General features: G+C 68.3%; 15 protein-coding genes. 11 read left to right on the top strand and 4 right to left on the bottom strand.

Annotated features, from left to right (window positions below):
- Window positions 1-26 precede the first annotated feature (26 nt).
- The 4 genes from U5A89_RS17895 to cobS are packed head-to-tail and all read left to right on the top strand — an operon-like array spanning window position 27 to window position 2,717.
- A complete protein-coding gene (locus U5A89_RS17895; RefSeq protein WP_338162376.1) occupies window positions 27-434 on the top strand; it encodes a DUF1636 domain-containing protein in 408 nt (135 codons plus the stop codon).
- Window positions 431-1,447, top strand: a complete 1,017-nt coding sequence (gene cobT, locus U5A89_RS17890) for a nicotinate-nucleotide--dimethylbenzimidazole phosphoribosyltransferase (RefSeq protein WP_338162375.1) — start codon at window positions 431-433, stop codon at window positions 1,445-1,447. The genes U5A89_RS17895 and cobT overlap by 4 nt, the downstream gene beginning before the upstream one ends.
- Window positions 1,444-2,016: a histidine phosphatase family protein gene (locus U5A89_RS17885; protein WP_338162374.1), complete on the top strand. Its 573-nt coding sequence runs from the start codon at window positions 1,444-1,446 to the stop codon at window positions 2,014-2,016. The genes cobT and U5A89_RS17885 overlap by 4 nt, the downstream gene beginning before the upstream one ends.
- The gene (cobS, locus tag U5A89_RS17880) at window positions 2,013-2,717 is read left to right on the top strand and encodes an adenosylcobinamide-GDP ribazoletransferase (RefSeq protein WP_338162373.1); all 705 of its coding nucleotides are present in this window, start codon (window positions 2,013-2,015) and stop codon (window positions 2,715-2,717) included. The genes U5A89_RS17885 and cobS overlap by 4 nt, the downstream gene beginning before the upstream one ends.
- Here cobS and cbiB read toward each other — a convergent pair.
- Both cbiB and U5A89_RS17870 read right to left on the bottom strand, forming a co-directional pair.
- On the bottom strand, window positions 2,714-3,649 hold the full coding sequence (cbiB, locus tag U5A89_RS17875) for an adenosylcobinamide-phosphate synthase CbiB (RefSeq protein WP_338162372.1): 936 nt from the start codon (window positions 3,647-3,649) through the stop codon (window positions 2,714-2,716). The two genes, cobS and cbiB, sit on opposite strands and share 4 nt — an antisense overlap.
- Window positions 3,642-4,658: an aminotransferase class I/II-fold pyridoxal phosphate-dependent enzyme gene (locus tag U5A89_RS17870; RefSeq protein ID WP_338162371.1), complete on the bottom strand. Its 1,017-nt coding sequence runs from the start codon at window positions 4,656-4,658 to the stop codon at window positions 3,642-3,644. Before U5A89_RS17870 ends, cbiB begins: the two co-directional genes overlap by 8 nt.
- A gap of 62 nt (window positions 4,659-4,720) precedes the next feature.
- Between U5A89_RS17870 and cobU the strand changes: the two genes are divergently transcribed.
- Window positions 4,721-5,242: a bifunctional adenosylcobinamide kinase/adenosylcobinamide-phosphate guanylyltransferase gene (cobU, locus tag U5A89_RS17865; protein WP_338162370.1), complete on the top strand. Its 522-nt coding sequence runs from the start codon at window positions 4,721-4,723 to the stop codon at window positions 5,240-5,242.
- A gap of 3 nt (window positions 5,243-5,245) precedes the next feature.
- On the opposite strand, the gene U5A89_RS17860 is transcribed toward cobU, so the two are convergent.
- A complete protein-coding gene (locus U5A89_RS17860) occupies window positions 5,246-6,037 on the bottom strand; it encodes a hypothetical protein (RefSeq protein ID WP_338162369.1) in 792 nt (263 codons plus the stop codon).
- A gap of 143 nt (window positions 6,038-6,180) precedes the next feature.
- Here U5A89_RS17860 and U5A89_RS17855 point away from each other — a divergent pair, with 143 nt between their 5' ends.
- Genes U5A89_RS17855 through U5A89_RS17830 form a run of 6 tightly spaced genes read left to right on the top strand, consistent with a single transcriptional unit; the run spans window position 6,181 to window position 12,260 of the window.
- Window positions 6,181-6,858, top strand: a complete 678-nt coding sequence (locus U5A89_RS17855; RefSeq protein ID WP_338162368.1) for a DUF4129 domain-containing protein — start codon at window positions 6,181-6,183, stop codon at window positions 6,856-6,858.
- Window positions 6,855-8,096, top strand: a complete 1,242-nt coding sequence (locus tag U5A89_RS17850) for a hypothetical protein (RefSeq protein WP_338162367.1) — start codon at window positions 6,855-6,857, stop codon at window positions 8,094-8,096. The genes U5A89_RS17855 and U5A89_RS17850 overlap by 4 nt, the downstream gene beginning before the upstream one ends.
- Complete coding sequence (locus tag U5A89_RS17845; RefSeq protein WP_338162366.1) at window positions 8,093-9,049, top strand: AAA family ATPase; 957 nt, start codon at window positions 8,093-8,095, stop codon at window positions 9,047-9,049. Before U5A89_RS17850 ends, U5A89_RS17845 begins: the two co-directional genes overlap by 4 nt.
- A 10-nt stretch (window positions 9,050-9,059) precedes the next feature.
- Window positions 9,060-10,364, top strand: a complete 1,305-nt coding sequence (locus tag U5A89_RS17840; protein ID WP_338162365.1) for a DUF58 domain-containing protein — start codon at window positions 9,060-9,062, stop codon at window positions 10,362-10,364.
- A complete protein-coding gene (locus U5A89_RS17835) occupies window positions 10,361-11,398 on the top strand; it encodes a stage II sporulation protein M (protein WP_338162364.1) in 1,038 nt (345 codons plus the stop codon). Before U5A89_RS17840 ends, U5A89_RS17835 begins: the two co-directional genes overlap by 4 nt.
- Window positions 11,382-12,260 (top strand): RDD family protein, encoded by an 879-nt coding sequence (locus tag U5A89_RS17830; protein WP_338162363.1) that lies wholly within the window; start codon window positions 11,382-11,384, stop codon window positions 12,258-12,260. The genes U5A89_RS17835 and U5A89_RS17830 overlap by 17 nt, the downstream gene beginning before the upstream one ends.
- A 12-nt stretch (window positions 12,261-12,272) precedes the next feature.
- Here U5A89_RS17830 and pgeF read toward each other — a convergent pair whose 3' ends face one another.
- Entirely contained in the window at window positions 12,273-13,034 is a 762-nt protein-coding gene (gene pgeF, locus U5A89_RS17825) for a peptidoglycan editing factor PgeF (RefSeq protein ID WP_338162362.1), read from the bottom strand.
- Window positions 13,035-13,174 lie beyond the last annotated feature (140 nt).

Genomic DNA, 13,174 nt, shown 5'->3' with positions numbered 1-13,174 from the left:
ATTCCACCATCAAAGGACGCAAATCCATGCTGACCCCGGTCGATGACGGCCCCGCCGTCGTGGCGTGCAACACCTGCCGCCACAGCGCGAGCGACAAAGAGGACGGCAGCGGCACGCGCGGCGGCGCGCATCTGGTCGCGGCGCTGCGCGCGGTGAAGGATGGTGATGCGCGCTACGCCGACATCGCGGTGCAGGAAATGCCCTGCCTGTTCGCCTGCACGGAGTTTTGTACCGTGCATCTGCGCGCGCCCGGCAAGGTCGGCTATGTGCTGGGTCGGTTCGCGGCGGACCGGGATGCGGCAACCGCGATCCTCGACTATGCGGTCCATTATGCCGCCAGCGAGCATGGCCGCGTGCCGTTCAAGCAATGGCCGCAGGGGGTGAAGGGGCATTTCATCACCCGCACGCCGCCCGCCGGCTTCGTCGCGGAATGAGCCGCTTTCCCACAGTGACGGCGTTCGACACGGCGCTCGCCAACCTGTCCGCACCCGAAAAGACAGCGATCGCGGCGGCCCGCGCGCGGCAGGATCAACTGACCAAGCCGGTCGGATCGCTTGGGCGGCTGGAGGAAATCGGGCTGTTCCTGGCCGGGTGGCAGGGCACGCCGCGCCCGGTGATCGAACGCGCGCGCGCCGCCATCTTTGCGGGCAATCATGGCTGCGTCGTCCATGGCGTCAGCGCCTTTCCCGCCAGCGTGACGGCAGCGATGGTCGCCAATTTCGCCGCTGGTGGCGCAGCGATCAATGCGCTGGCGGGCGTGGCGGGGCTGGACCTGAAGGTCGTGGCGCTCGACCTCGATTCTCCCACGGCGGATTTCACGATCGCGCCCGCCATGCATGAAGAGGAGTGTCTTGCGGCGTTGTCGGCAGGCGCGGATGCTGTCGAGCCGGGCCTGCACTTGCTGGTCGTGGGCGAAATGGGCATCGGCAATTCCACCGCCGCCGCCGCGCTATCCGCGCGCGCTTTCGGGGGCAGCGGCGAGACCTGGGTGGGACCGGGCACGGGCGTGGATATGGCCGGGGTGGCGCGCAAGATCGCGGTGGTCGATCGCGCGCTCGCCCACCATGCCGCCGCGCCCCACAGTCCGTTCGAAACGCTACGGCGCGTGGGCGGCCGGGAGATCGCCGCGATCGCAGGCGCCGTGTTGGCGGCGCGCCGCCTGGGCATCCCCGTCGTGCTGGATGGGTTCATCAGCTGCGCTGCGCTGGCCCCGCTGGCAGCGGCGGTGCCTGCCATCACCGACCATTGCCTGGCCGGCCATTGTTCCGCCGAACCCGGCCATGCGCGGCTGCTCGACCGCCTGGGCCTTGACCCCCTGCTGCGTCTAAACATGCGATTGGGCGAAGGCAGCGGCGCGGCGGTGGCGGTGGGCGTCATCCGCGCGGCGCTGGCGGCGCATAACGACATGGCGACCTTCGCCGAAGCAGGCGTGGCCGCAGGCCTGTGAGCGCCATCCGCCTCCATCTGCTACGCCATGGCGCGCCGGAGGGGGCAGGGCGGCTGATCGGCCATGGTGATGCGCAGCCTACGCTGGAGGGGATCGCCGCCTGCGTCGATCGCGTGCGGGGGTTGGAAGTGGAGACGCTCCTATCCTCCGACCTGTCGCGCGCACGGCTGGCGGGGGAGGCGATCGGGCGCGCGGTCGGGCTGCCCCTCACCACCGATGCGCGATGGCGCGAGCTGGATTTCGGCGCGTGGGACGGGCGGCTCCCGGCAGCGATCGACAGCGCTGCGCTGGCGCGTTTCTGGGACGACCCCGAAGGCCATCCGCCGCCCGGCGGGGAAAGCTGGTCCGCCCTGACGCGCCGCGTGTCCGCTGCGATCGATGCGCTGACTAAGCCCACCCTCGTCGTCACCCATGCAGGCGCGATGCGGGCGACGGTGGCGTATCTGTGCGGGCTGAACGCGCGGCAGGCGTGGACGATCGACTTGCCCTATGCCAGCCTGCTGTCCCTGCGCATCTGGCGAGAACCAGGCGCGCGACCAACCGCCCAGATCATCGGCCTGTGCGCGTGAAAGGGCTGGTCATCGCCCTGCAGTTCCTCACCCGCCTGCCCATGCCGCGCATGACAATGAACGACGGCGATTTCGCCCGCTCGATGCGCTGGTTCCCTGCCGCCGGGCTGGTCATCGGTGCGCTAGTCGCGGGCGTTGCCGCGCTTGGCCTGCGCATCGATAGCTGGACCGCAGCCTTGTGCGCGCTGCTTGCCTGGGTCGGCGTCACCGGCGGGCTACATCTCGATGGCCTGTCCGACCTCGCCGACGCCCGCGGCGCGGCGCATCAGGACCGTGCGCGGTTCCTGGCGGTCATGGCCGACCCCCATGTCGGCAGCTTTGGCGTGATGGCGATCGCGCTGCAACTCATCGCCAAGCTGGTGCTGCTCCACGCCCTCGAAGAAACCGGCGATCTGTGGCCGCTGGTCCTGATCCCCTGCGCCGCACGGATCGGGCCGCTGTTCTGGACCCTCTGGTTGCCGCCGCTCCACGCCGGGCTGGGCGCGCAATTCCGGCACGGGGTCGCACCCCGCCACCTCGTCGTCTGGATTGTCGCGCTAACGGCCAGTGCGCCATTCTATCCGGCGATTCTCGCCGCACCGGTGTTGATCCTGCTCTGGAGTCTATGGCTCAAACGCCATGTCGGCGGCATATCGGGGGACTGCCACGGGGCGGGCATCGAACTGGTCGAAACCGGCCTGCTGGTCGCCTTGCTACTCTAAACCCACGCAGCCACGCCCGCCAAAACCCACAGCGAAAGACAGGCCCGACGATAGACCGTCAAAGCCCGGCGGATATCACCAGCATTAGCATCGCAGCGCCCATCCCCGATCCAAGGCTTGTCCTGCAGGAAACCATCATAGCTCACCGGCCCCGCCAGCCGCAGCCCCAGAGCGCCCGCCATCGCCGCCTCGGTCCAGCCCGCATTGGGCGACGCATGCCGCCGCGCATCGCGCATCATCACAGCCCAGCCACCGCCGCCCGCCACACAGAGCAACGCCCCGCCCAACCGCGCAGGAACCAGGTTCGCGCCATCGTCGATCCGCGCCGCCGCCCATCCAAAGGCGCGCCAGCGCTCCTCCCGATGCCCGATCAGGCTATCGGCGGTATTGATCGCCTTATAGGCCCACACCCCCGGCAGGCCGAGCAACAACAGCCAGAAAAGCGGCGCCGCCACCCCGTCGCAGTAACTTTCCGACAGGCTCTCGATCGCCGCGCGGCCGACGCCTGCCGCGTCCAGCGCTTCGACATCCCGCCCGACGATCATCGCGACCGCCTGCCGCGCGGCGGGCAGGTCGCCGCGCTCCAGCGCATCGGCCACCGGCGCGACATGATCGTGCAGGCTGCGCTGCGCCAGCGCGGGAAAGGCCAACACCGCCACCCCGATCCAGCCCCACGGACCGAGCGCGCGCATCATGCCCCATTGCAGCAGCCAGCCACCACCTGCCGCGATCCCGATCAGCAGCGCCATCGTCGCCACGCCCTGCGCCCGCCGCCGCACTGCGCTCTGCGACGGCCGATTGCCCCACCGCTCGCAGGCATCGATCACCCGCGCGAACAGCCCCACCGGATGGCCGATCCGCCGATACAGGCCCGCAGGCCAGCCGATCGCCGCATCCAGCGCCAGCGCCATCAGCGCGACGGGTTCAACCATCGCCCAGCGCGCGATCGAGCCGATCCAATGCTTCCTCGCACCCCGGCACCCCTAGCCGCAGCCAGCGCGGTGCGTAGGCGAACGGCCGCGTCAGTATCCCACATCGCGCCAACCGATCGAACAACTGGCCAGCATCGCATTCCACCAGCCGGAACAGCGGCGAAGCACCGCCCGGTTCCAACCCATGCCGCCGCAACACCGCGTCGATTGCATCGGCCCGCGCCCGCAGCCGCACACGGGTCGCTGCAATCCAGTCCGCATCGCCATAGGCCGCCGCACCGATGGCGATCGCCGCAGCCGACACCGGCCAGCTACCCAGCATTGCCCGCCACTGTGCGATGATCGCAGGCGGGGCCACCGCAAAGCCCAGCCGCACGCCCGCCAGCCCAAAAAATTTGCCGAAGGATCGCAATATGATGACAGGCGCCTCTTCCGCCAACAACGGCAGGACGCTACCGCCCGGATGCGCATCGATAAACGCCTCATCGACCACCAACCACCCGCCGGATCGCGCCAGCGCCGCCGCTATTTCCACAAGGTCGCCCGCCGGGATCAACCGCCCGTCCGGATTCGCCGGATTGGCGAGCAGGATCGTCCCGCCACGCCCAGCCTCCTCCGCAACCGTATCGAACCCGATCGCGCGGCTGCCCGGCAGGGCTTGCCCATGGGTGCTGTATCCCGGCGCGACATGGCGGAACGGCGCGGGCAAGCCCAGTACGGCCAGGCCGCGCAATCCCATCTCCGTCCCCGGCAATGCCAGCACATGCCCACCGGTCGCCCCGAAATGCGCCGCCGCGCGCGCTTCCAATTCCGCCAGTGCCGCCGCATCGGGCAGGCGCTGCCAATCGATCGCGACCTGCGCCACGCCGGGCCAGGGATCGGGATTGATCCCGGTGGACAGGTCGATCCAGGGCAGCGGCGCATCGGGAAACGCTCTTTGCGCTTCCGACAGCCGCCCGCCATGGATGGTCCAGTCGGCCAGCGGCTTGCGTGCGCATTTGTCGATCATGGGCTGCCGTTCGCCAATCCCGCGCTATAGGACAATAGAAATCTCATAAAATCGGTCGGACCATGATCCATAAATTCGAAAAATCGCTGCTGGTTTTGGGTGGCGCCCGCTCGGGCAAGAGCCGCTTCGCCCAGGCGCAGGCGGAAGCGTTGCCCGGCGATCTGATCTACATCGCCACCGCACAAGCGTTCGATAGTGAGATGGAAGACCGCATCGCCCGCCATCGCGCGACACGCGGGCCACGCTGGCGCACGGTCGATGCCCCGATCGCGCTGGCCGCTGCGATCACAGACCATAGCCGCGCCGACGTCGTCATCCTGGTCGACTGCCTGACACTGTGGGCCTCCAACCTTTTGCTCGGCGAAGAGGATGTCCCATCGGCCATCACCGCACTGACCAGCGCCATCGCCCACGCGCCCGGCAGGATCATCCTCGTCACCAACGAAGTCGGCCTCGGCATCGTCCCCGACAACGCGCTTGCCCGCCGCTTTCGCGATATGGCGGGCGACATCAATCAGGCGGTGGCCGCCTGCGCCGACAGCGCGATATTCGTGGCGGCGGGCCTGCCGATGGTCCTGAAATAAGCGTCAGGCGAAGATATCCGCCAGATCCTGCGTCTTCGGCCCGTCCTTCCATGCGCTCAGGTCGATATAGAGGCTCGCCTGCACCGTACTCCAAAAGGCGATGACCAGCATATTGCTGATCGCCGACACCAGCAGATAGGGCAGGGAAAAGGCCGCCCCGTTGCCCAAGATCGGCGAAATTCCCGCCGCCAGCATGATCGCGCCCATCGCCGCGCTCATCAGCCACACGATCACCAGCAGCAGCAATTGCAGACCGAAAATGCGCCACCGCGCCCCCTTGGTCAGGAAGCGGCTGCGCGACAAGGCGGCGAACACGCCGATATCTTCCGCCACCAGCGCAGGCGTCGCCACCGACCACATCAGGAACAGCATCACGCCGGGCACCACGAGCAGGGTGAAACCGGCCATGATCCCCAAAATCAGCAGGATCGTCAGGCCGATCAGCGGCACCGCCTTGCCCAGCCCCGTGCCGATACATTGTGCCAATGTCGCCCGCTGCCCCTTGCCATAGGCCAGCGTCGCCCGCACCAGCGCCGCCTGCACCAGCATCGACAGCAGCAGGAAGACGACGAACGACGCGACCGACACGGCGATCGCTGCGATCGTGCTGGCCCGGTCCGCCCCGGCCAGTGTCGCACCGATAAAATAGCTGTAGAAAAATTGCGGGATCGACCCGAACAGAAACGCGATGCCGAACGTCGCGACCGGATTGTCGCCCAGCGTGCCGAACGCGCGGCTCAGCACTCGTCCGACCCCAAAAGCGCGCTCTTCCTCCAAGCCCGTTCGCGTCGCCATCCTGTCCATCCCCCCGTTCCTACTGCCCGCCCATGCTGTCGCATCTGTCCGACTTTGTCATCCTTTGAATGGCTTGCGCCCGCGCTATCAGGCGCTAGGGTCGGCGGCGACGGGGGTAGGCAGTAATGGCCGGACCAGATTCCATGACTGACGATCGACTGGCCGCGGCGCATCGCGCGCTGCTGTCCGGCGGCGACGTGCAGTTCGACATGATGCCCGCGCCCGCGCGCCAGCCACCACCCGCCTGGCTCAAGGCGCTGGGCGAATGGCTGGAAAAGGCGTTGGCGCCGGTCGGTCGTTTCCTGCGATGGATCGGCAGCTTCATGCCTGATGCGCCCTATGCCCGTATCTTCCTGTGGACGATCATCGCCGTTCTGGCGCTGCTGATCCTCTGGATGGTGGTGGACCGGGTGCGTAACGGGGAATGGCGCCTGCCGCGCTGGCGTCGTCGCCGCACGGCCATGGCGGTCGATGGGGCGGAGGACGACTGGACGCCCGACGCCGCCCCGGCGCGCGCCTGGCTGGAGGAAGCCGACGCACTCGCCGCGCAGGGCCATTATGCGCAGGCGGTCCACCATCTCCTGCTGCGCAGCGTCGAGGATCTGGCCCGCCGCCGCCCGCAGATCGTGCGCCCCGCGCTCACCAGCCGCGACCTGTCCCGCGCCGACGGCATCCCGTCCGCACCGCGCCGCCTGTTCGCGGAAATCGCGCAGGCCGTGGAGCGCAGCCTGTTCGGCGGTCGGCCCATCGACGCGGACGAATGGGGCCGTTGCCGCCACGCCTATGCCGATTTCGCCCAGACCCGGAACTGGGCGGCATGAGCGACATCGTCATCGGGCGGGAGGGCAGCGACGCGGGCCTGTTCAGGGCGCGCACCGTTGCACTGATGCTGGCGATCGGCATCGCCGGTTTCATCGCTATGCTGGTGCTGGGCGCCTATGCGCCGGACCTGCGATCGGGCCGCAATGGCGGCGCGCACGCCCTGTCCAATGCCGTGACCGGCTATGCGGGCCTGGTCAAACTAGCCGACGCGACCGGCCGCAATCCGCGCATCGTGCGCAACGCCCATGAATTCGAAACCGAAGACCTGCTGGTCCTCACGCCCGAATCCGGCGCGACCGACATCAGCCAGGCCTTGATCCAGCGCGCGACCCGGCCGACCCTCTTCATCCTGCCCAAATGGCGTATGGTCGCTGATAAGGATCATCCAGGCTGGGCGCGCTATCAGGGACTGATCCCGCTCTACGAACCGATCGGCGTGCTCGCGCCCGGCGTCTGCTTCACCATGCGGCAGGGCAGGAGCGGCGGCGGCGTGCTGACCACGCACGGCGTACCCGGCCGTTTCTGGGCGCCCCGCCCGATCCAGGTCATCACCGGCATCGATCCCGACAATAAGCAGCAGATGGACCGGTGGCGCACGCTCACCCCGCTGATCACCGATGGCAAAGGCGGCATCGTTCTGGCCCGGGTCGGGGAAGGGCCGCTCTATGTGCTGGCCGATCCCGACCTGCTCGACAATCGCGCCATGAAGGATCTGTCGCAGGCCCGCGCCGCACTCGACTTGCTCGACTGGATGAACAGCACCGATCCCGAAGGCATCGCCTTCGACGTGTCGATGAACGGCCTGGGCCATTCGCGCAGCCCGTTGAAACTGCTGTTCGAGCCGCCCTTCCTGGCGATGACGCTGGCGATCGCCGCGACGCTGCTGCTGGCGGGGTTCCACGCCTTCGGCCGCTTCGGCCCGCCCCGCGCCCGAACTCGCGCCGTCGCTTTCGGCAAGGCCGCGCTGGTCGACAATAGCGCGCTGCTGATCCGCAAGGCAGGCCGTGAATCGCGCCTTGGCGGTCGCTACGCCGCCGCCATCCGCGATCGGGCCGCTCGCGCCTTCGCCGCGCCCGCGCGCTTGAGGGATGGCGCGCTCGACCACTATCTCGATAGTTTGAAGGGCAAACACCGCTTCACCGACCTTGCGCAGGCGGCGCAAGCGGCGTCGGACCGACACGACCTGCTCGGCGCGGCGCAGGCGCTCCATGATTGGCAAGGGGATAAAGCCCAATGAACGTAGATACAGTCCAGGCGCTGGGCCAGGCGATCAAGCAGGAAGTGGCCCGCGCGGTCGTAGGGCAGGAAGCGACCGTCGACCTGATGCTCGTCGCGCTCTTTTCGGGCGGCCATATCCTGCTGGAAGGACCGCCCGGCACCGCCAAGACGCTGATCGCGCATAGTTTCGCCCGCGCGCTCGGCCTCGATTTCGGCCGTATCCAGTTCACGCCGGATCTGATGCCCGGCGACATCATCGGCGCGAACCTGTTCAATTTCCAGACCAGCCAGTTCACCCTGACGCGCGGGCCGATCTTCACCGAATTGCTGTTGGCCGACGAAATCAACCGTACCCCGCCCAAGACGCAGGCGGCGTTGCTGGAAGCGATGCAGGAACGCACCGTCACCATCGACGGCGACAGCCTGGCGTTGAGTGATCGCTTCATGGTGGTCGCCACGCAAAATCCGATCGAGCAGCAGGGCGTTTATCCGCTGCCCGAAGCGCAGCTGGACCGCTTCCTCTTCAAACAAAGCGTCGACTATCCCAGCGCTGCCGAAGAACGGCGCATCGTCGCCACCCATGGCGCGCGCACCCATGCGATGACGCCGGAAGCCTGGGGCGTCACCCCGGTCGCCGACGCCGCCCGCGTCGCGCAGGCGATCGACGTGGTGAACGGCGTGCGGCTGGTCGATGAAGTGGTCGATTATATCCTCGCCCTCATCCGCGGCACCCGCGACGTCGCCGACCTCGAAAGCGGTGCGTCCCCCCGCGCGGGCGCGATGCTGGCCGGGGCGGCGCGGGCGCGCGCGGCGCTCGACGGGCGCGATTTCGTGATTCCCGACGACGTGAAGGCGCTTGCTCCCGCGCTGCTGCGCCACCGCCTGATCCTGTCGCCCGCCGCCGAAATCGACGGCCGCCGGATCGAGGATGTCGTAACCGGCATCATCGACACGATCGAGGCGCCCCGCTGAGCGCCCGGCCATGATCTACCCCACCCGCACCGCGATCTTCTGCGCGGCGGCTGGCGTGCCGGTCACCCTGCTGGTCGCGCTACTGCTGCCGGGCCGCTGGTACGCCGCGCTTGCCTGGCCGGTCGCGGTGCTGCTGGCGTGCTTCGCCGATGCGCTGCGCGGGGCCGGGCCGGGGCAGGCGACGCTGCGCCTGGTCCTGCCAAAGACCGCCAGCGTCGGCGCGCAGGTGGACGGGCAGGCTACGATCGCCATTCCCGGCATCCCGGGCGCGCAACTGCTGCTGGATACCGGGCCGCTGCTGACGCAGCGCGATGAAGATCTGTGGGTCGATCTGCCAGGTGGCAAGGGCGCCGCCGCCATCCCGCTGCGCACCATCCGGCGCGGCACTGCGCGGGTCGCGCGCGGCTGGCTACGCTGGAAGGGTTCGCTTGGCCTCGTCTGGAAACAGCGGATCGTCCCCCTCGACGGCACCATGGCGATCCTGCCCGACATCCGCCCGGTCCAGGATCGCGGCGCACAGATTTTTCAGCGTCATGCCCTGCAAGGCCTGATGGCGCAGGTCGATCGCGGCGACGGCGCGGATTTCGATGCGCTGGTCGAGTTTCGCTCCGGCATGGACCGGCGCGCGATCGACTGGAAACAGTCCGCCCGCCATTCCAAACTCCACGCCAAGGAATTCCGCTCCGAGCGCAACAACCAGATCGTCTTCGCGATCGACGCCGGTCGCCAGATGAGCGAGCCGGTCGCGGGCCTCAGCCGCCTCGACCGCGTCGTGTCCGCCATGCTGCTCACCGCCTGGGTTGCGCTGAAACTGGGCGATCGGGTCGCCCTCCACGCCTTCGATTCGCGCCCGCGCATCGCCAGCGGGCTGGTATCGGGCGCAGCGGCCTTCGGCGAACTGCAACGGCTTGCCGCGCGGATCGACTATAGCGCGGAGGAAAGCAATTATACCCACGCCCTGACCACGCTCGCCACCCGGCTGACGCGTCGGTCGATGATCGTCCTCTTCACCGAGTTCACCGACCTCACCTCCGCCGAATTTCTCGTTCGCGCCGCCAGCCGTCTGGTGGAAACGCACCTGCTTCTGGTCGTCGTGCTGCGCGACGAGGAACTGGAATCCATCCTCGACCGCCGCCCGCGCGACGCCGACGACGTCACCCGCGCCGTCACCGCCGCCGCGCTGCTGCGCGATCGGCTGACCGTGCTGACCCGCCTGCGCCATCTGGGCGCGCATGTGGTCGAGGCGGAGCATGATCGCGTCGCCGACCGCCTCGTCCAGGCCTATGTCGACCTGAAGCGAAGGAACCTCCTATGACTGCGCTCGTCGAAGGACGCCCCGCCGCTCCCCTGGTCAATGCCACCCGCTTCCGCGCCGCGCATGAAGGGGAATGGGACCGGCTCGACCAACTCGTCACCCGCATGGAAAAACGCTCCGTCCGCGCGCTGTCGGACGACGATATCCTCGCGCTCCCCCTGCTGTACCGCTCGGCCCTGTCCTCGCTGTCGGTCGCCCGCGAAACCTCGCTCGACCGCGCGCTCGTCACCTATCTCGAACAGCTGTGCACTCGCGCCTATTTCCAGCTGTACGGCGTGCCCGACACCGCCGTTCGTCAGCTTGGCCGCTTCTTCGCGCGCGACTGGCCGCTGGCGGTGCAGGGGCTATGGCGCGAAACCCTCGCCTGCCTCGTCCTCACTATCGTCGGCGCGATCGCGGGCTGGTGGCTGGTGGCGAGCGACCCCAGCTGGTATTACAGCATTATCCCTGACGCGATGGCGAGCGGGCGTGATCCCGCCGCCAGCGAAGCGACGCTGCGCGCCACCATCTACGGCGCGCAGGATCGCGGCGGCCTCGCCACCTTCGCCGCCTATCTCTTCACCCATAACAGCCAGGTCGCGATCTTCGCCTTCGCGCTCGGCTTCGCCTTCACCGTGCCGACGGTGCTCCTCCTCCTCTATAACGGCCTCACCCTGGGCGCGATGCTCTACCTGTTCGCCAGCAAGGGGCTGGGCCTCAATTTCCTCGGCTGGCTCACCATCCATGGCTCGACCGAGATGTTTGCGATCATCCTGGCGGGCGCGGCGGGCATGAAGATCGGCACCGCCGTCGCCTTCCCCGGCCGCGAAGCGCGCACCGAGGCCGCCGTCATCGCCGGACGCAGCGCCGCCATCGCCATGGCGGGCGTCGTGCTGATGCTGCTGGTCGCGGGCCTGCTCGAAGGAATCGGACGGCAGACGGTGCAGTCTGACGCCATGCGCTACGGCATCGGCCTTGCCGCACTGGCCGGATGGCTCGCTTATTATTACCTCCCCCGCCGACGGGAGGGCGGTGCCGATGCGCTGGCGGCGTAACCGCACGATCAAGGCGCCCGCCTCGCTGCGGCGCAGCTTCGTCACGCCCGAAGGCGTCGACCTGCGCCTGGAACTCGCCAGCGCCGGATCGCGCGCAGGCGCCTTCATCCTCGACATCCTCATTCTCTTCATCAGCCTGATCCTGGTGACCGTCGCGATCGGCCTGCTCGGCATCGCTCAGGCCCGCGCCGAAATTTTCATGATCCTCTGGCTGGTCGGCGCCTTCATGCTGCGCAACGGCTGGTTCATCCTGTTCGAAATGGGCGGTCGCGGCGCGACGCCCGGCAAGCGGCTGCTCGGCCTGCGCGTCGTCGCGCGCGATGGCGGGCGGCTGACCGGCGGCGCGGTCATCGCCCGCAACGCCCTGCGCGAAATCGAAGTGTTCCTGCCGCTTTCCTTCTTGGGCATGCAGGCGTCGCAGGGCGCGGCCGACGGCTTCCTAACCCTCTTCGCCTTGTGCTGGACCGGCATCTTCCTCTTCTTCCCGCTCTTCAACCGCGACCGGCTGCGCGTGGGGGATCTGCTGGCGGGCACCTGGGTCGTGAACACCGTCCGCGCAAAGCTGGGCACGGACCTCGTCGCCGCCCGCGCGGCGCAGCCCCGCCGCACCTTTAGCGACGCCGCGCTCGACCTCTATGGCATCTACGAACTGCAAACGCTGGAAAACGTCCTGCGCAATGAACAGGACGATGCGATTCTCACCGTCGCCGCCACGATCCGGCATAAGGCTGGCCTGCCCGACGACGGCGACGATTATGGCTTCCTGTCCGACTATTACGCCGCCCTGTGCGCCCGGCTGGAACGCGCCATGCTGGTCGGCCGCCGCCGTGAGGACAAACATACCAAGCTGGGGCGGAGATAATGTCTCCGATGATTACCCCGCCACCGCAATCATCGAAATCTGCCGCCCATAATCGGCCTCGCCCTTATGACACGACCGTCGATAGCTATAGAATTGATCCGGCTGGCTATAGGTATCCTCGTCCAGCATCGTGATCCGCCCGACCCCCGCACCGGCCAGTCGCGCCGCGACATAGGCGGCGATGTCGAACTGGTGATGCCCCGGCCGCCCCGGCGTGAAGAAGCGCTCATTGGCGGCGTCATCATCGGCAAAGCGCGCCGCGAAATCGTCGCCCACCTCATAGGACGCCCGCCCGATGCACGGCCCGATCGCGCAGGCCATCCGCGCCGCATCCGCGCCCAGCGCCACCATCGCATCGATCGTCCGGTCGGTCACCCCGCCGATCGCCCCCTTCCACCCGGCATGGGCCGCGCCCACCACGCCTGCCTGGCGGTCGGCGAACAGCACCGGCACGCAATCGGCGGTCAATATGCCCAACACCAGCCCCGGCCGGTCCGTCACCATCGCATCGGCAGCGGGCCGATCCGCCTCTGCAATGGCGTCGACCACGCGCACCACATCGGCCGAATGCACCTGCCGCACCGTCACCAGCGCAGCGCCCGGCAATAGCGCGTCGCGCGCCAGGTCGCGATTGCGCAGCACTGCGTCGCGCTCGTCGTCCGACCCAAGCCCGACATTCAGCCCGGCATGCACGCCCACCGACACGCCGCCGCGCCGCCCGGCAAAGCCATGGGGCACGCCGTCCAGCCCCTGCGCGCGCAACAATTCGATCATCCGTCCGGCTCCTTTCAGCCCGTCCCGTCCCTGGACGAGAATGTCGCATGAACGCAACATACTTGCGCGCGCCGGATTAGGCGATAGTCTCGCACCATAGCTCAAAGGGGGCGGCGTGCGTCGTCCGGGCAGAACAAATG

The organism is Sphingobium sp. HWE2-09 (assembly GCF_035989265.1).
Taxonomy (GTDB): Bacteria; Pseudomonadota; Alphaproteobacteria; order Sphingomonadales; family Sphingomonadaceae; genus Sphingobium.
This window is presented reverse-complemented; position numbering and strand designations above follow the sequence as displayed.